Origin of the sequence: Shewanella algae (genome assembly GCF_009183365.2) — a bacterium.
Lineage (GTDB): Bacteria > Pseudomonadota > Gammaproteobacteria > Enterobacterales > Shewanellaceae > Shewanella > Shewanella algae.
Window position 1 is genome coordinate 1938390 of record NZ_CP068230.1, and the last position, 17113, is coordinate 1955502.

Annotated in this window: 13 protein-coding genes and 2 pseudogenes; 13 read left to right on the forward strand and 2 right to left on the reverse strand. The window is 51.1% G+C overall.

Translation table 11 applies throughout. The features are described 5' to 3' along the window. Positions 1 to 9 precede the first annotated feature (9 nt). From scpB to E1N14_RS08675, 10 genes and pseudogenes are all read left to right on the forward strand, one after another. Positions 10 to 600 carry an SMC-Scp complex subunit ScpB gene (gene scpB / locus E1N14_RS08630; protein ID WP_025010666.1) on the forward strand — a complete coding sequence of 197 codons (591 nt, stop codon included), beginning with the start codon at positions 10 to 12 and terminating at the stop codon, positions 598 to 600. Next, positions 601 to 1473: a 23S rRNA pseudouridine(2605) synthase RluB gene (gene rluB / locus E1N14_RS08635; protein WP_025010665.1), complete on the forward strand. Its 873-nt coding sequence runs from the start codon at positions 601 to 603 to the stop codon at positions 1471 to 1473. Between the two features lie 304 nt (positions 1474 to 1777). Then, positions 1778 to 2743 (forward strand): sialidase family protein, encoded by a 966-nt coding sequence (locus E1N14_RS08640; RefSeq protein ID WP_025010664.1) that lies wholly within the window; start codon positions 1778 to 1780, stop codon positions 2741 to 2743. A 605-nt stretch (positions 2744 to 3348) separates the two neighbouring features. Further along, the gene (locus tag E1N14_RS08645) at positions 3349 to 3876 is read left to right on the forward strand and encodes a CbrC family protein (RefSeq protein ID WP_025010663.1); all 528 of its coding nucleotides are present in this window, start codon (positions 3349 to 3351) and stop codon (positions 3874 to 3876) included. Between the two features lie 169 nt (positions 3877 to 4045). Beyond that, positions 4046 to 4567: pseudogene (locus E1N14_RS08650) on the forward strand (transposase); the annotation flags it as partial. A gap of 86 nt (positions 4568 to 4653) precedes the next feature. Continuing rightward, positions 4654 to 5643: a transposase gene (locus E1N14_RS08655; protein WP_152134894.1), complete on the forward strand. Its 990-nt coding sequence runs from the start codon at positions 4654 to 4656 to the stop codon at positions 5641 to 5643. A gap of 218 nt (positions 5644 to 5861) precedes the next feature. Next, positions 5862 to 6158 (forward strand): annotated as a pseudogene (locus tag E1N14_RS08660) (alpha-amylase family glycosyl hydrolase); the annotation flags it as partial. Between the two features lie 270 nt (positions 6159 to 6428). Continuing rightward, entirely contained in the window at positions 6429 to 7220 is a 792-nt protein-coding gene (locus E1N14_RS08665; protein WP_025012133.1) for a hypothetical protein, read from the forward strand. Positions 7221 to 7971: 751 nt separating this feature from the next. Then, positions 7972 to 8607, forward strand: a complete 636-nt coding sequence (locus E1N14_RS08670) for a hypothetical protein (RefSeq protein WP_025012134.1) — start codon at positions 7972 to 7974, stop codon at positions 8605 to 8607. A 484-nt stretch (positions 8608 to 9091) separates the two neighbouring features. Next, on the forward strand, positions 9092 to 9628 hold the full coding sequence (locus E1N14_RS08675) for a TetR/AcrR family transcriptional regulator (protein WP_234518404.1): 537 nt from the start codon (positions 9092 to 9094) through the stop codon (positions 9626 to 9628). A gap of 351 nt (positions 9629 to 9979) precedes the next feature. Here E1N14_RS08675 and E1N14_RS08680 read toward each other — a convergent pair whose 3' ends face one another. Further along, positions 9980 to 10945, reverse strand: a complete 966-nt coding sequence (locus E1N14_RS08680) for a M14 family metallopeptidase (protein WP_025010446.1) — start codon at positions 10943 to 10945, stop codon at positions 9980 to 9982. 95 nt (positions 10946 to 11040) lie between these two features. Continuing rightward, the gene (locus E1N14_RS08685; protein ID WP_062793976.1) at positions 11041 to 11778 is read right to left on the reverse strand and encodes a YciK family oxidoreductase; all 738 of its coding nucleotides are present in this window, start codon (positions 11776 to 11778) and stop codon (positions 11041 to 11043) included. 261 nt (positions 11779 to 12039) lie between these two features. Here E1N14_RS08685 and E1N14_RS08690 point away from each other — a divergent pair, with 261 nt between their 5' ends. From E1N14_RS08690 to E1N14_RS08700, 3 genes are all read left to right on the forward strand, one after another. After that, the gene (locus tag E1N14_RS08690) at positions 12040 to 14508 is read left to right on the forward strand and encodes a VolA/Pla-1 family phospholipase (RefSeq protein WP_062793977.1); all 2469 of its coding nucleotides are present in this window, start codon (positions 12040 to 12042) and stop codon (positions 14506 to 14508) included. Between the two features lie 119 nt (positions 14509 to 14627). Then, the gene (gene sohB, locus E1N14_RS08695; RefSeq protein ID WP_062793978.1) at positions 14628 to 15650 is read left to right on the forward strand and encodes a protease SohB; all 1023 of its coding nucleotides are present in this window, start codon (positions 14628 to 14630) and stop codon (positions 15648 to 15650) included. A gap of 385 nt (positions 15651 to 16035) precedes the next feature. Next, positions 16036 to 17046: an AraC family transcriptional regulator gene (locus E1N14_RS08700; RefSeq protein ID WP_037436999.1), complete on the forward strand. Its 1011-nt coding sequence runs from the start codon at positions 16036 to 16038 to the stop codon at positions 17044 to 17046. The last annotated feature ends 67 nt before the right edge of the window (positions 17047 to 17113 follow it).

Sequence of the window (17113 nt, forward strand, 5' to 3'; positions counted from 1 at the left end):
GGAGCCGACTTGGCGAAGATTAACGACCTTCAGCTGAAACAACTGATCGAAGCCAGCCTGTTTGTGCTGGCCAAGCCCATGACCTTGAAGGCGCTGAGAGAAACCGTGCTGGCCGATTTCAGTGTCTCCCGCGAGCGTATTCGCGCCGCGGTGGATGAATTGACCCTGGATTACCAGGAGCGTGGAGTACAACTGGTCAAGGTTGCCGGCGGTTATCGGTTTCAGACCCGCGACAGCCTCAGCCCCTTGCTGCAACCTTTGTGGCAGGAGCAGGCGCCCAAGTACTCCAGGGCAACATTGGAAACCCTGGCGGTTATCGCCTACCGTCAGCCTGTGACCCGCGGCGAAATTGAGCTGGTCAGAGGGGTGGCTGTCGGCAGCCAGATTATCAAGAATTTAACAGACAGACGCTGGATCCGCGTTGTGGGACACAAAGAGGTGCCGGGAAGGCCTTCCTTATACGCCACCACTACAGAGTTTCTGGCTTACTTCGGTCTGGACAGCATAGCGGATCTGCCGCCTCTGTCTGACGCCGAATCATTAGAGGCGGTATTTTCGGGGATGAAAACACCGCCGGAACCCTTAGAAGAGTCAACTTGAATGAGCGAAAAATTGCAGAAAGTCTTGGCCCGTGCAGGCCATGGCTCCCGTCGTGAGATGGAGGCATGGATTGCTGCAGGTCGCGTGAGTATTGACGGAGAAATCGCCAAACTGGGTGATCGCATCGAAGCCGACGCCAAGGTACGTATCGATGGCCGTGCGGTATCGTTGAAATCTGCCGATGATGTGATCTGCCGGGTACTGGCCTACCACAAGCCGGAAGGGGAGATCTGCTCGCGCAAAGATCCCGAAGGCCGGCCCACAGTATTCGATCGTCTGCCCCGCACCCGAGACAGCCGCTGGGTTGCAGTGGGACGTTTGGATATCAACACCTCGGGTTTGCTGCTATTCACCTCAGACGGTGAACTGGCCAACCGCCTGATGCACCCCTCCAATGAAGTGGAGCGTGAGTACGCCGTGCGTACCTTCGGTGAAGTGCCGGAAGCGGCGCTGCAGCGTCTGCGCAGCGGCGTTATGCTGGAAGATGGCCCGGCCCAGTTTGACCATATCAAGGCCGCCGGTGGCGAAGGCATCAACCAATGGTGGCACGTTACCCTGCGTGAAGGGCGTAACCGTGAAGTGCGTCGTCTGTGGGAATCCCAGGAAGTGCAGGTGAGCCGCCTTATTCGGGTGCGTTACGGCATGATAGAACTGCCCAAGAGCCTGCCTCGTGGCGGCTGGGTCGAACTGCCGCTGGAGCAGGTCAACTACCTGCGCCAATTGGCGGGCATGGATCCGGAAACCCGCTCCATGCTGGGTGCAGACAAACACAGCGTGGCCCGCAACAAGGTGCGCAGTGCCAAAGTGCGCCGCGCCGTGCGTAAACACAAGACGGCGGCGGGCAAGCCCAAGCCGACCCGGCAGCGCAGCTGATGCTGCCAAGGCCTTATCGGCAGTGTGTTACAGCTTGTCGATAGCCTATCTAATCCCATCTAAAGATGTGATTCCAATGCAATGAAAGGTCGCCGCGGCGGCCTTTTTTGTTGCTGTTTTTCTAAGCTTTTTGGCACTGTTTCTCGCTGCTTTTGCATAGTTTCTACTTAGTTTTTGTCGTCGTTTTTGCCATAGCTTTCGCCAAAGTTTTTTGCCATCACTTTTTACCGTAAAAAGTCCACTTACCTTGGCGCAGTTCAGTCATGGTATAAGATAAAGGAACAGCAACTCAGGGAGCCAAGGCATGCAGCTGATCTCACACACAAAAATTTGGGACCAAGGCGAACACAACGCCTTTTGCGATCTATGCCGTTGGCAGGGGGCGCTCTACTGCGTCTTTCGGGAGGGCCAAGCCCATGTGTCTGATGATGGTGCGCTGAGAGTGCTTAAATCCAGCGACGACGGTCAAAGTTGGCAGGCCGAGGCGCTTATTCAAAGCGAGCTTGGCGATCTGCGCGACGGCAAACTGCTCGCCCATGCTGGCCGTTTATGGCTTTTTGGCGCAGCCTCCAAACATGGCAAGGCGCCGCTGCAGTCCTTGATGTGGCACTCGCTGGATGGCATCAACTGGTCGGCCCCCGAAAAAGTCGCCGATAGCGGATACTGGCTCTGGCGGGTGACCGAGGCCGAAGATGGCCTCTATGGCGTGGGCTATCGCCCAGGCGCCGATGGTGATGTCAGGCTCTATCGCAGTGAGCGCTTGCAAGCATCACAATCCGGCACGCTGCAATTTACGCCCTGGGTTGCCCCCTTGCAAAATGACGGCTATGTCAACGAATCATCACTGCTGTTTCGGGGCGGCGAGCAGACTCGCTCTGCTCAAACCTCTTCAGATACAGAAGTGCTTTGCCTGCTTAGGCGCGATCCTGTGTGGGACGCACAAGAAACCGGGCTGCTCGGCAAGGCCAAGGCACCTTTCAAAACCTGGCAATGGCAGCAGCTCAGTTGCCGTATCGGTGGTCCGGTGGCCTTTTTCTATAACGACCGCCTGTTGGCCGTGGTGCGCCTCTATGACAATAAGGTGCGCACCTCGCTGGTGGAAATCGATAGCGCCACAGCCAAGGTCACCGAGCTCTTAACCCTGCCATCCGGCGGCGATACCAGCTACGCCGGTATCGAGTTGGACGGTGATGAACTCAAGCTGGTGTACTACTCAAGCCATGAGGGCAAAACCGCCATCTATTTCGCCCGTATCGGGCTTAAAGGTTAAAGTACCTGGCCACAATACCTGTCTGCTCGACACCAGCCAGCGTGACTGAATCAGGTTTAATAACAGGGAAAATCGCTTTAGATTTCAAAGTCAGTCAATTCTGTTGCAAAAATCAGCCAAATCAGGGTTTTGTGGCCTTTGTCAAAAACTTGACCTTTGACTAATTGTTTTAACATTCAGTACTGGGTATTGTATAACCAATTCAACCGCTTAGCTTTAGCGCTTCCTTAAGCTCAGCGGCTCAAAGTCGGCGGCAGTGGTATTTTTCCGTTTTCAGCGGAATTCAGGGACGAACAGAGTTTGGAGCCGTGCGGTAGCTGTGCGGTAGCTGTGGGGTTGCCGGGGGCATATGGCTGCAAGATGCTGGTTAGGAAATTTTAAGGTAAGTTTGCGCGTTATTTCTGTAACATCACAGAAAATATCCTTAAAGTCATATAGATATAAAACATTGTTGGTAGATAATAGGTTTGGAAACCGCGCATGCGCGTTTAGCTGCAAGGGATATTAGGACTAAACTATATTATAACGAGCTAATACAAAAAGATAGCGATGCTCGTTTACACTCCTCCGAGGACTAAAACGCGCATGCGTACTATACAACTGTTATGAGTAAGGACAACATGGAATTCCTATACTTTAAATACCCAGAGAAATTTGCCTTCCTAACTGATGAGCCAAAGTCCTGCTCTATATGTCATGACACAAAGGTTTGTTTTGATGCAGTAGGTTATTCTGGTATTAACGACATCGAATGTATTTGCGAAAGTTGTCTTAAGGCAGGTAAATTAATTGATTTAGAAATTGAGCCAAATCTGATATTTGATGATGGCTCGGAAGCGGCAAATACAATAACTTACAAGACGCCTGCGCTTCCAACATGGCAAGATACACCATGGCCAACTATAGATGGGCAATACCCCATATTTGAATGTATCGCATCAAAGCAAGATTTTTCTGATAAACATGAATTCTTAGATTGCTTTATTGAAGGCAGCCAAACGAAATCAGATATTGAATGGCTCTGGGACGCCCTCCCCGATAGAAAGCTCAGTACTTATAAAGAAGGTGGTGATATCTCTGTATATCTATTTAGCCTAGGCAACAAAAAGTATTGGGTGTGGGATGCCAACTAAAACTCATAACAAGCGGCAGCAGTCGGGCTCGGCAAAAGCTGTCACAAATTTTGCTGGCGCAAAATTGAAATACAGGACCATGAAATACAGGACAGCCATATCTTTTTGATGTTTCACGCAGCCTTGACTAGGCTTTGAAATACCCATCAAAGCTCAGTCGAGGTTGGTTATGACCACTGCCCGTCGCCAGTTGATAGATGCTGAAAGTACGCCCTTTTACCACGTGATTAACCGTTGCGTTAGAAGGGCATTTTTGTGTGGTGAAGACGCTCTGTCTGGGCGCAGTTACGAACATAGACGTGGCTGGATAGTGGATAAAATCAGGCAGTTGTCGTCAGTATTCTGCATCGACGTTTGCGCTTATGCGGTCATGAGTAATCACTACCATTTGGTGCTCAAAATCGACCTTGCTGCGCAACAATCGTTGTCGCCATTTGAAGTCATTGAGCGTTGGACCGGGCTCTTTAGTGGCAATCCTGTGGCGGCAAAGTTCCTCAAGGGCGATAGTCTCTCAGAAGCTGAGCGAATACTGTTGGATACGCTGATTAGCGATTGGCAGGAACGCCTTGGCAGTATCAGTTGGTTTATGCGCTGTTTAAACGAAGATATCGCCCGCAAGGCCAATCGAGAAGATGGCTGCAAGGGCGTATTCTGGGAAGGGCGCTTTAAGTCGCAGGCGCTGCTCGATCAGAATACAGGACAGCCATATCTTTTTGATGTTTCACACAGCCTTGACTAGGCTTTGAAATACCCATCAAAGCTCAGTCGAGGTTGGTTATGACCACCGCCCGTCGTCAGTTGATAGATGCTGAAAGTACGCCCTTTTACCACGTGATTAACCGTTGCGTGAGAAGGGCATTTTTGTGTGGTGAAGATGCACTGTCTGGGCGCAGTTACGAACATAGGCGTGGCTGGATAGTGGATAAAATCAGGCAGTTGTCGTCAATATTCTGCATCGACGTTTGTGCTTATGCGGTCATGAGTAATCACTACCATTTGGTGCTCAAAATCGACCTTGCTACGCAACAATCGTTGTCACCATTTGAAGTCATTGAGCGTTGGACATTGCTCTTTAGTGGCAATCCTGTGGCGGCAAAGTTCCTCAAGGGCGATAGTCTCTCAGAAGGTGAGCGAATACTTTTAGATACGCTGATTAGCGATTGGCAGGAACGCCTTGGCAGTATCAGTTGGTTTATGCGCTGTTTAAACGAAGATATCGCCCGCAAGGCCAATCGTGAAGATGGCTGCAAGGGCGTATTCTGGGAAGGACGCTTTAAGTCGCAGGCGCTTCTCGATGAACAGGCGCTGCTGGCCTGCATGATGTATGTGGATTTAAATCCCATTCGCGCCGGTATTGCAGATTCGCTGCAAACTTCTGATTACACATCCATTCAGGAGCGCATAGAAGAACATGCTGAGCCTGCAACTGCCAACGCTTCAATTAAGCCACTGCTGCAATTTGATGGTGCAGCAACGACCGCCGAACAAAGCGGCATTCCGTTTCACTTTGCTGACTATCTGGAGCTGATTGATTGGACAGGCCGGGCGGTGCGGGAAGACAAGCGTGGCTTTATTGCCTGTTCCAGGCCCAAACTACTGCTTGAGCTTGGTATCAGCAACGATGCCTGGATAACTTCCGCCAAGGAGTTTCGCCGTCAGTACAGTGGCATGAGTGGCCGATGGGATGCGATGTGTGCCATGAAGGCCAAATATGGCGGTAAGTGGTGCCGGGGTAAGCAACAAAGCCAAGCAATACATCCCCATTAACTTTAAACCGTTGGTAATTTTGCAGAAACAGGCCTAAGCCTGCCGCAGCCATGCCTGGCAACCGCAGTTTTTGTATGAACCTCGCAGATTACTCGTCTCAGAGAGTCTCATTTCCATAAAACTGTCGTTATTTATCAGAGACTGACACCCTGCAGCGTACTTCCTTGCAGCTCAGAAAGTGTTTTGGATGTCCTGTATGTTCGTATGTTTCTGTATGTTTCTGTATGTTTTGGGAACTGATTGATTGGACAGGCCGGGCGGTGCGGGAAGACAAGCGTGGCTTTATTGCCTCTTTTAGGCCCAAACTACTGCTTGAGCTTGGTATCAGCGACGATGCCTGGATAACTTCTGCCAAGGAGTTTCGCCGTCAGTACAGTGGCATGAGTGGCCGATGGGATGCGATGTGTGCCATGAAGGCCAAATATGGCGGTAAGTGGTGCCGGGGTAAGCAACAAAGCCAAGCAATACATCCCATTAACTTTAAACCGTTGGTAATTTTGCATAAACAGGCTTAAGCCTGCCGTTGGCCTGCCTGGCAACCGCAGTTTTTGCATGAACCTCGCAGATTACTCGTCTTAGAGAGTCTCATTTCCAAAAAACTGTCGTTATTTATCAGAGACTGATACCCTGCAGCGTGCTTCCTTGCTGCTCAGAAAGTGTTTAGTAGGATGTCCTGTATGTTACCATGTTTGGCGATAGATCTGATTGCTCAAACGGGACTGAGTTCCCTTCCTGTGATCTTCTATTTGGAACAGTTATTTAGGCGGAAGAAATGGATCAGATAAATGAATAGTCACTCTAATAGAATAGAGCCGCATAAGGTAACCAAGCCGATTCAATTGTTGGCGGCTTGGCTAGCAGGACTGATAACTATTGATGGTGGTTTCCTCTTCGCTGCAGTGAAAATAGGAACTGGTAGCTGGATGTCTGGTGCTTTAGTAGTTGCATCCATTATTAATGTTCCCTTATTTTTGATGGCGATTTTTTTATTGCAAACAAAGTTTAGACCTGAGTTGCAAGAAGATAGCTACTATTCAAAGTACTTGGATAAAAAATCCAACAAGTATGTCGAGTCCTCATTTACATCTGGTAAAGACCTAGAGCTGCTAAAACGCATCGAACAAATACAAAATAGCATATCCAGCATTCTTGACCGTCAGGCAGGAAATGGGATCTCAGCCCCTAGCAAATGGAGGGGGTGGAAAGTATCTGTGAATGACTTCCATGAAAACCTACCTTCTATTAGGAGAGCTTTGAATGATGCTGGAATTCCTATTGAAGATTACTTTGGAAGCAGTAGTGTTGACCCTAAACCACCAAAAGAATATGTAATAGGGTTTAGGGATAGCATGGACTTGGGTTCTTGTATATATCTCCTGCGCCAAGTTGCAGAGTTTGGATTCTCAGGTTATTACTATTTCGACGAACCAAGAGAAATTGATCCCGAAGATGTTTATCTTGGTCCATATGGGAGTCATGATAAGTTGATACCGATTAACGGAGAATTGTTGGCGTTACTCAAAAAAGAAACTTTGAATAGTTCTGAAATTAGAAAGTTTGAGTCTAAATATGCCTAACTAGGCCATCAAGTTCGTGCATTTCATGTGCCGGACCTCGTTTCACTCGGCCGTTTATGGCGGCGCTGGAGGATCACCTCATAATTCGGGCAATAGAACAATATGGACACCCGACATAAGCCGGGTGAAGGAGTTAGTTTGCCAATATTACTGAAAGACAGATATTTCCCCTGGATGAAGAGCATCTTTCAACCCCAGTTAGGGCTTCTCTGCTATTGAAGTGGGTACAAAGTCGAATTCCCAAGCACAATGAAGATCGAATAGGGTTTGATGGGAGAGAATGGAGCCTTGGGGATTCAGCTAAATAGCTTCTGGCAATGGGTAGCCCCTTGCCTTCGTCGTTGTTGGAGGTGGTCGCAACTCTGATTTTATAGAGCACTGTCACAACCTCAAGTGGACCAAGAAGCCCTTTGGATATCGCTGAAGTCGGTATTTAGCTTCAACCTATTGTCGGTGGGAATATTAGACGGTTCAAAAGGACAGTTGTTGTCCTGCCTGTTGCAGTGTGGCCGCCTTGTCATTGCGGATAATACGCCCGCTATCATCGACCAGTTACAAATAGTCCTTGATATATAAGAAACCATTGAAATCTAGGCAAGGAGTCAACAATTTGTCGAGGATTATGGGTCTGGATTTTGTTTATTGTCTTGGTTTTGTTTTTGGGTTTTGTTACTGTCCCCGGCTCATTGTTGAGCCACTAGAATCCGTGGACTACTGAAATTGCATTCGCCAGATATTTAAGGGAATAGAAATGAGCGTTTCGATGTATCGCAATATGATTTGGTTGGTCGTAGAAAGTCGCGACCTGGATGGAATAGTTGAACACCTGAAGGGGGAAGCGGATATCAAGTCCATCAGTGATTTGGGGTCTGCCGACGATCTGAAGTTTATCTGGAAAACTTCACACCTGGCTGTCGCGGATCTTGATGGGCTTATCTACCTCGGCGGTTGGGGCTTGCCGTTCCGGCAGTATGGCCTCAGGGACAGTATGGAAATGCTGGATGAATGCCTACGCAACCTTTCAGAATTCGCCGCTAGGTTAAGCCAGAAATTTGGAAAAACCTATGGCTTTGGCGACCATCAGGGCGGTATATACAATTTTTGGTTTATGGCGGAAGACGGTCAGGTAACAAGAAAATACGCCGTGTATCATGACGGGCTGCATGAATATGACCAAAGCCACATCTCGGCGGGTGAACCCACCGAGGCAGAGGTTCAAGCGGCCAAGCGTTGCTATATTAACGGTTTGTCTACAGGGGGAGGTTATCCTGATGACGCGAACGTTCGGGAAATTGCCACCAACTGGGTCCTTGATCCCCAGCAGTTTTCGCAACGCTTGATCAGAGCCAAGCTGATTGAGTGGAGCCTGAGAAAACCCGGGGCATAAGAACGGGAAATACGGCCGACCGATTTACTTTTGCTGGTTAATCAACCACAAAGCATTTTGGGTGCCTCCGTTATATGCACTACAACCTACACTGGCCCCAGCATGAGAAGAGTGAAGGTTGAAAGACTGACTTATTCTTGATTTTGCCGGGGCTTGTTGTTTGCTGGCGCGCGATGAGCGGCATCATTCCTGCTTTGACAGGGGGCTGTTTTGCGGCTGCCTGGCACTATTCCACTCCTGCCAGGCCGCCCTGGGTCCCATCATAAGCGCAATAAGCACTAGTCCACCGGGTATCAGGACGGCTTTCAGTATCGGCCCCAAGATATACGAATAGAAGCAGATAAAGGGGATGTATAAGACATAGCCTACTGCGAGTGTTAGAATCTTAACGACTGATTTCATGTGATTTACCTTGGTATAAATAAAAATGAGCGCGCTCATTATATTTATTGAGCACGCTCAATTACAAGTAAAAGGTTCACTTTTGACTGCAGATATGACCCCTAAAAAACGCCAAACCCGCGAGCGCATCTGCCAATGCGCATGGGAGCTGTTTATCGAGCAAGGTTTTGAAGCGACATCGACCCGCGATATTGCCAAAGCAGCTGGGATTGCCAATGGCACCTTGTTTAGCCACTTCAGCAATAAAGAAGAGTTGTTGAAGGCGTTGATGTTGGAGCTTATCGCCGGGGTTATCAGCGAGGCGCAGAGCAGCGATGACTTTGAGCAGCCTAAGTTGAAGATGCAGCATTATGCCAGGCATTTATACGGATTCTATTTGCAGCATGTGGAGTTCAGTAAAACCTTGCTGCAAGGCTTAATTTGGCAAGGAGCTTTCTTTGATGAGCAGATCCGCCAGTTCAAAGAGCTGCTGTTTACCTGTGCGCCTCAGTATGATGCAGTGAGGGCAACCATTATGATGGATTGCTATTTTATGACCTTGGTTGAAGGGTTGAATGTGCCGAATCCCGATGCAGATACCATGGTGAAGCGTCTTAGTGCCAAACTGGCGTTGCTGTGAGGTCACATCGCCAAAAGGCGAGGAAAATAAGTTAATTAAGAGCCGGCACTGGGGCACAAAGCTTAGTGCCGGGTCTAGTTATTTGAGCCTCAATACTTAAGTTTCAAGGCTCCAGCTTCAATCCTGAAAACTTAATTCCGGGTTAGCTTTAGGGAAGGTGCGAACAAGTCCCATGTGTGCTCTGCGTCGGCTTACGGGCCTGGATGCAAGGCGTGGTTCGCAGCAAATGGCCCTAGTCCTTTGCAAGAAGCACAACACAGCAGGCAGGCCTGTAAGCCACGCTCTTCGGGGCTTTCACAGCAACCGGCTCTCAGCGTTATCCGACTTCGACAGGCCCCGGCATGCCTTCAGTCAGATGCCTTGAACGCCAATTGCTGTGCAAGCCAGAGTGCCACGAGGACTTATTCGCACCTTCCTTAGATAATCCAGCGCGCCACAAACCGCGGCTACCTGGGCGGCATTGCACTGTTCATCGCTTGCCTGCGGGCTGTCCGGGTAGACTTCTGTGGTGCAGGTGTATGGGGCATTGGTAACCGAGGCACATAGACCAAGCTGCTTGAGCGGATAACGGATAACGCCGTGGTTGACCACAGGAGAGCCGATGATATTGCCGTCTTTGTCGGCCGGAGCGATATGGGTCACTTTGGCGACTGCTTCGATAATGGCTCGTTGGAATTCAGGTTGCGGCATGGCTTCATCATCTACCACATAAAAACCGTCCGGGATCTCACCGGGAGCTATGATTTTGCCATCGCGGGCCGCCAGCGCCGGGCGAAACTCGGTTTCATCCGTGTCTGTGGTTTCATGCAGATCGATATGAGCTAGGAAAGGGGCGCCGTGGCTAGCAACCAGAGCCATCAATGCGGCAGACTCTTCTGCCGGGCTGGGTTCAAAGAAGGAACGGTTGGGATCGATAGCCAAAGGATTCCAACGGTTGATGACTTCGTATCCCCAAGGGCTGACACAGGGAACGACAAGGAGGTTGAAATCCGCTTGATAACGTTCGGCTTCCTGCTCAAGAAACTGCAGCGCACCTTGAACGCCACTGGTTTCATAACCGTGGATCCCGCCTGTGACCAATACCCAGGGCTTATCTGCCTGTGGCGATTTACTCTGCAGGGCGAGCAGGGGATAACGTTCCGGGTCATAACTTAAGGCGCCGTACCTGCGGCATTCAAAAGCTGTCTTGAGGGCATAGATCTTGTCGAGCACCTGTTCACGGTAGCTGCGTTTGATGTTTTGGGTGGCGCGCCAGGCGGATTTTTCGGCCTCTCCCCAGGGAGTACCTGGAGTGCCTATAGGGTATTCTTGACTCATGGATTGCCTCCTTATTTCTTTTATAAAACGTGTATGAATGGCGTATGAATAGCAAAACGCAGCCCATTGGACTGCGTTTATTCTTGAGGAAAATGTTACTGGGCGTTAAAGGCCTGACCGTTTTCCTGCAGGCTGTCGTCGCCCACCAGATACAGATAAACGGGCATTATCTGCTCTGGCGTCTTGAGATCCAGTGGGTTCTCTGCCGGATAAGCCTTGGCGCGCATGCCGGTGCGGGTTGCTCCCGGATTGATACTGTTGGCGCGCACCTGGGTGCCTTCACATTCATGAGCCAGCACCTGCATCATGCCTTCGGTAGCAAACTTGGAGAAGGCATATGGGCCCCAGTAAGCACGGCCCTTACGGCCAACACTGCTGGAGGTAAAAATAATTGAGGCGTGCTCGGCCTTGCGCATCACAGGCAACAGTGCTTTGGTCATCATGACTTCGGCCACCACATTGACCTTGAGCAGATCTTCCAGTGACTGAATATCAATATGTTCAAATGGCCCCAAAGCGCCCAACAGGCTGGCATTATGCAGCAGGCCATCGAGCTTGCCGAATTGCTGCTCTATGGTTTCGGCCATGTCGCGGTAGTTTTGTTCGCTGGCGCCCTTGAGATCCAGAGGCACAATCGCTGGAGTCGGGCCACCGGCGGCTTCAATTTCATCGTAAACGGCTTCCAGCTTCTTGACCGTTTTGCCCAGCAGGATCACTGTGGCGCCATGGGCGGCATAGGTCTTGGCTGCGGTTTTGCCAATGCCGTCGCCGGCACCGGTTACCAGAATAGTTTTGCCCTTGAGAAGATCTTTTGCTGCTTGATATTCCAACATGGGGAGTTGTTTCCTCTTCGCGCTAAAGCCCGCCAATACTCGACTCACTACAGCGGTATACATCTGTTTAAAACAAATGACTGTTCATTGTTACTTTTCGTTGCGTGCAACTGTGACAAAAATGTAGCTAACTCAATATTTTTACGTTAACTTGAAACGAGCTGAGGGCTGATTTCAGCTCCTCTGGTCACAGTGTCTGGGGTATTGTGACCAATTTCTTGGGGAAAACAAAATTATTACAACAAGATTTGGGGAAAAAAGATGAAAAGACTCATTTTGGGTGTTGCAATCGCATCTGCACTTGGACTGACAGCATGTGGTGAAGACAGCTATAACGAACTTAAGGATAAGACAGAGCCGCTCATCCCTGAGTCCCATTTGGTGTTTGATCCTGCCAAAGCTGAAGTTCCCTTGCCAAACGACCTACTGCTCAACGGCACCACAGACGGTACCTTGAATATTCCAGGAGAAGCCTCCGGTGACTATACCAATCCGCAGCTGGCGCTGGGCGCGCTGGATGGCTGGTCAACCACGCAACCGATAACCATAGATATTGAACCTTCCAAAGATAACAGCGGCAATACCCTGAGCCTGCTGGCATCTTCCGTGGCCCAGCCTGGAGCGGTGAGAATGTTTGAAGCTGTCAGCGGCGGCCCGCTTTCTTCCAAAGCCGAGTGCCAGGCCAAGCCTTCGGTTTCTGCCTGTGAAGTGGGTGAAGAGCTGGTTTGGGGGGAAGACTTTATCACTCAAGCGTCCGGCAACAAGATTGTTATTGTGCCACTGAAGCCACTTAAGCCCGCTCAGTCTTATATCTATGCCACCACTAAACTCATCATGGATTCGGCCGAGCGCCCGATAGCGCCTTCCTACACCTATGGCCTGTTGAAACTGGATATCGACACAGCGCCGCTGGAAACCGCCGATCAATTGATGCTGCAAACTCTGGTAAACAGTTATGAGAAGGGCATGGCGGCGGCTCATGGCGTCGACAAGGAAAGCATTACCTATTCAGGCCTGTTTACCACCCAGTCGGTGGCCGATGTTTATGAAACCACCAAGCTGCTGATGCTGCAACCCGGCTCACCCTATGCGCCCAAGTGGTTGCAAACTCCGACTCCAGCCGGCTATACAGTGGCGATGGCAGCTGGGCTTACCCCTGCTGACGGCATAGCCTATGTATTGGCGGATTTGGCCGATGTCTACACTGCGGCCATTGAAGTACCGGTTTACGGCACTTGTTCATCGGCAAGCTGTGACGGCATTAACGGCTATTGGCAGGCCCAGGGCGACAGCCCGGTATCTGTGTTGCTGGCGCTGCAGGCCGGTACTCTGAGCCAGGAGAACTTTGCCGCCCAGGCGATGGCTTACAACATAGATCCCGCCGCTGCACTGGCCAATCCTTCCTTGTTGGCCGGCAAAGCGTGGAAACTGGATGATGACAGTGCGGCCGATGCCACCAAGCACCTGACCCGCTTTAATCCCATTCCGGCGATTCGCAACTACGAAACTGTGCCTGTGCTGATCTCCATGCCCAACGCCACTAAGCTGGCGGCATTTTATGCCAGCCAGGGCTTGCCTTTCACGCCACCAACCAGTGGCTGGCCTACCACGATAGCGCTGCATGGTCTGGGTGGCGGCAAAGAGATGTCGCTGGCCTATGCCGGTAGTTATGCCGCAGCCGGTGTGGCTACAGTGGCCATGGATATGCCGCTGCACGGTGCCCGTTCATTTGATGCCAATGGTGACGGCATCTATGAAGTGTCGGCCTCAGGTGCTGCCTATGGTAATGTTGTCGGCAAGCCGGATGCCTTCCAAAACGGCAATCCGCTGGTATTTGTCAACATAGAAAGCACGCTGTCGGTACGGGATAACTTCCGTCAGGCGACCATGGATCATCTGGCGCTTAGAGCCGCGATAACAGGTATGTCGGCGCAACTGGCCGAAATGGGCGCGCCTCAGGTGTTTGATAATAACCAGATAACCGCTCAGGGGCTTAGCCTTGGCGCCATTGTCGGCACCAACTTCGCGACCTATGCCAGCACAGGTTTGAAAGACCCTGCATCCGGCACAGCCTTGCCCAACTACTATGGCATCAAGGGCGCATCTTTGGTGGCGCCGAGCGGCGGCCTGGCGGGTTCTTTCGCCGGTTCAGCCACCTTTGCACCTCTGTTGTTTGCCAATGTGACGGCTTCCGATACCTTCAAGGCCTTGGTGGACGTGGCCAATAAACAAGGATATCAGCCGGGTTCGGCCGAATATGAGGCCCTGGTTCAGACGGTATACGCCGAATTTATCCCTACCTTCGCCTTTGCGGTGCAAACCGGGATAGAGTCAGCCGATCCTATCAACCAGACTGCCATGCTCAAGGCCACGGGTTTGCCGGTGCATCTGGTGGAAATCGTCGGTGATGGCGCTGGTAACAAGGGCGATCAGGTTCTGCCTGGTACTGTCGCGGGCTTCCCGCTGTCCGGCACTGAGCCTTTGATTGCGACTCTGGGGCTTAACTGCGTCGATCAGACCAGTGCCGGTGGCGGCGCTGTGCGCTTTGCCAAGGGGCATCACAGCTCACTCATTGACCCATCCGAAGTACCGGGCGTGACCGATGGCATGGCGGCTCAGGCGACGGCAGAAATGCAGTCTCAGGCGTCTATTTTTGCCTCTTCTGCCGGTAAAGATGGTGCCAGCATTTTGGTGACCGACTCGTCCGTTCTGCAAAGCTGCGGTGGCTAAGCGGTTACTCATATGTTTTTTGTAACAAACCCGGCGAAATGCCGGGTTTTTTTATCTATGCAAGGGCTGCTAGAATAGCGCGATTTTGTGTGCTTTCTCGCGGTGAAAGGAACCCTGTAGTGGAATTTTTATACGAGTACGGATTATTTCTGGCCAAGGCGATCACTTTAGTGGTGGCAGTGGGTGCCATAGTGGTAATTGTGGTGGCATCGGCGGTAAAACAAAAGAGTGACAGGGGCGAGCTGAAACTGACGCATCTCAGCGATGAGCTTAAATCGCTCAAGCATCACCTCAAGGCAGAGCTTTTGGGCAAAAAGGCGTTCAAGGCCTATGAGAAACAGCTCAAGGCCGAGCAAAAGGCTCACGACAAGGCACTTGATGCCGGGGAAGCCAAAGATCCCAAGGTGTATGTCGTCGAGTTCAAAGGTGGCATAGAAGCGGCCGAAGTGGCGTCACTGCGGGAAGAGATCAGCGCCATTCTGGCAATTGCCGAGGAAGGTGATGAGGTAGTCGCCAGCGTTGAGAGTGGTGGCGGCATGGTTCATGGCTATGGCCTGGCGGCCAGCCAACTGGACAGGATCCGCAATGCCGGGCTGCCGCTGACCATATGTGTCGATAAGGTGGCTGCCAGTGGCGGTTATATGATGGCCTGCGTCGCCGACCGCATTATTGCAGCGCCGTTTGCTATCATAGGCTCCATAGGTGTTGTTGCCCAATTGCCGAACTTTAACAAGCTGCTGAAGAAGCATGACATTGATTATGAGCAGCATACCGCCGGTGATTTCAAGCGCACCCTGACGCTGTTCGGTGAGAACACAGATGAGGGTAGAGCCAAGTTCCAACAGGAACTGGAAGAAACCCATCAGCTGTTCAAAGACTTTGTCGGGTGTTATCGGCCGCAACTGGAGCTGGACAAGGTGGCAACAGGTGAACATTGGTATGGTCAGCAGGCCGTAGAACTGGGGCTCATAGATGAAGTCGGCACCAGTGATGATCTCTTGCTGAAGTTGGCCGCGGATCGCACTGTGATCAAGGTAAAATATCAGCTGCGCAAGAAACTGGCCGACAAGTTGGCCCACAGCGCTTCTTTGATGCTCAACGCCTGCTACAACAAGTTGGCCGAGAAGAATCGACCAATGTAACTCCTGGTGTTTAATCCATTCGCTAATCTAACCCCGGCACGCCGGGGTTTTTTATGCCGCTATTCTTCCGGCAAAGCCGTGCCGGTGTTATCGTCACTCAAGTCGCTACCCAAACCATTCAGCCACAGGATTACCTCGGCCGAATGCATTCCTAATGTGCTTAATACCTTGGCTGCTTCTGCCTCCGGATGAGTTTGAGAAAACGACCGCAAGCGCAGACCAATTCGAGTGGCTAATTGACGCTATTTTGCATAAAACACCGACATTAATGCTTTTAAAATTCATAAACAGAGGCATTTAGGCCTTTTTATGCAGTACGCCTTTAATTCTCTGGCTGGATACGTTAAAACAGCTTTGGGGGATTAACAAAAAGATAACAATAACTATGCAGATCAAATACCGAGCCAACATGATGGTTGGGGATCAGGCGTACCCGGCTTTTGAACTGGCCAACCTTATTCGTTTTATTCAGTCACAATTGGGAGCCGAGGCTGCCGAAGAGATATGCCGGCACATAGGCACGGGTATCAATGAACTCAAGGAGTGCCAATTGGTGCGGGTCTGGCAGCTCAGCGCCACCATAGCGTTTCTCATGCAGCGTAGTCGACGTGAGGATATCAGCCTGCTGGCTGGTCTCAATACCCGGGTAACCGACTTGGGCTTTCTGTTGCCTTTGCTTGGGGATTGCCGGGATCTCGGTGAATGCCTGGATTTTGTGCTCAACCATCCCAAGTGGGTGGGCAGTTTTGCCGATCTGTTGCTACTGGAAGATGAGCGGGAAATCCGCCTGCGCTGGCTCAATACCGGCCGGGCCGAGCCGTTAATCTATCGCGGCGAATTTCTTCACAGCATAGGTGCGCTGCTGAGTTTGGCGCGGGAGTTAACCGGTCAAGAGGTCAGCTTTAACTGTATCTGTGTTACCGGCACTTTGATGCCGTCTGAGGGATTGGCAAAACTGACCAAACAGCTGGAGTTTCTGAGTGACTTCAATGAATGGCGCCTCGATAAATCCTACCTGGCGCTGGCTGTGGATCTGAGTCATTTTTCCGATCACAGCCAAAACTGTCAGCAGCAGAGCTCGCTGATTGAAAAGATTATTGCCGAGCTGGATGGCGACTTTCCCGCTGTACCGCCATTGGAAACCATGGCACTCAGGTTACACATGAGCAGTCGCAGCCTGAGGCGCAAGCTGGCGGCCCTCGGCAGCAGCTATCAACGCCTGGTGGATCAGCAAAGGTGTCAAAGAGCGGTGAGCTGGATCCTTGAGGGCCGGCTATCGGTGAGTGAGATTGCCGAGCGTTTGGGATACAGCGACAGTTGTCATTTTCGCCAGAGCTTCAAGCATTGGCTCGGCTATCCACCAGGCTATTTCAGCCGCTTGGGGCAGGAAGACTAAAAAGGCCCGGGTCGTCAAACCCGGGCCTTTTGCTTATTGCGGTAAGCGTTTTTCAGTCTGCTTGGCT

Coding starts and splice junctions, on each gene's coding strand:
- E1N14_RS08700 (WP_037436999.1), top strand. CDS start 16,036: ATGCAGATCAAATACCGAGCCAACATGATGGTTGGGGATCAGGCGTAC.
- E1N14_RS08685 (WP_062793976.1), bottom strand. CDS start 11,778: ATGTTGGAATATCAAGCAGCAAAAGATCTTCTCAAGGGCAAAACTATT.
- E1N14_RS08665 (WP_025012133.1), top strand. CDS start 6,429: ATGAATAGTCACTCTAATAGAATAGAGCCGCATAAGGTAACCAAGCCG.
- rluB (WP_025010665.1), top strand. CDS start 601: ATGAGCGAAAAATTGCAGAAAGTCTTGGCCCGTGCAGGCCATGGCTCC.
- E1N14_RS08645 (WP_025010663.1), top strand. CDS start 3,349: ATGAGTAAGGACAACATGGAATTCCTATACTTTAAATACCCAGAGAAA.
- E1N14_RS08680 (WP_025010446.1), bottom strand. CDS start 10,945: ATGAGTCAAGAATACCCTATAGGCACTCCAGGTACTCCCTGGGGAGAG.
- E1N14_RS08655 (WP_152134894.1), top strand. CDS start 4,654: ATGACCACCGCCCGTCGTCAGTTGATAGATGCTGAAAGTACGCCCTTT.
- E1N14_RS08690 (WP_062793977.1), top strand. CDS start 12,040: ATGAAAAGACTCATTTTGGGTGTTGCAATCGCATCTGCACTTGGACTG.
- E1N14_RS08640 (WP_025010664.1), top strand. CDS start 1,778: ATGCAGCTGATCTCACACACAAAAATTTGGGACCAAGGCGAACACAAC.
- E1N14_RS08670 (WP_025012134.1), top strand. CDS start 7,972: ATGAGCGTTTCGATGTATCGCAATATGATTTGGTTGGTCGTAGAAAGT.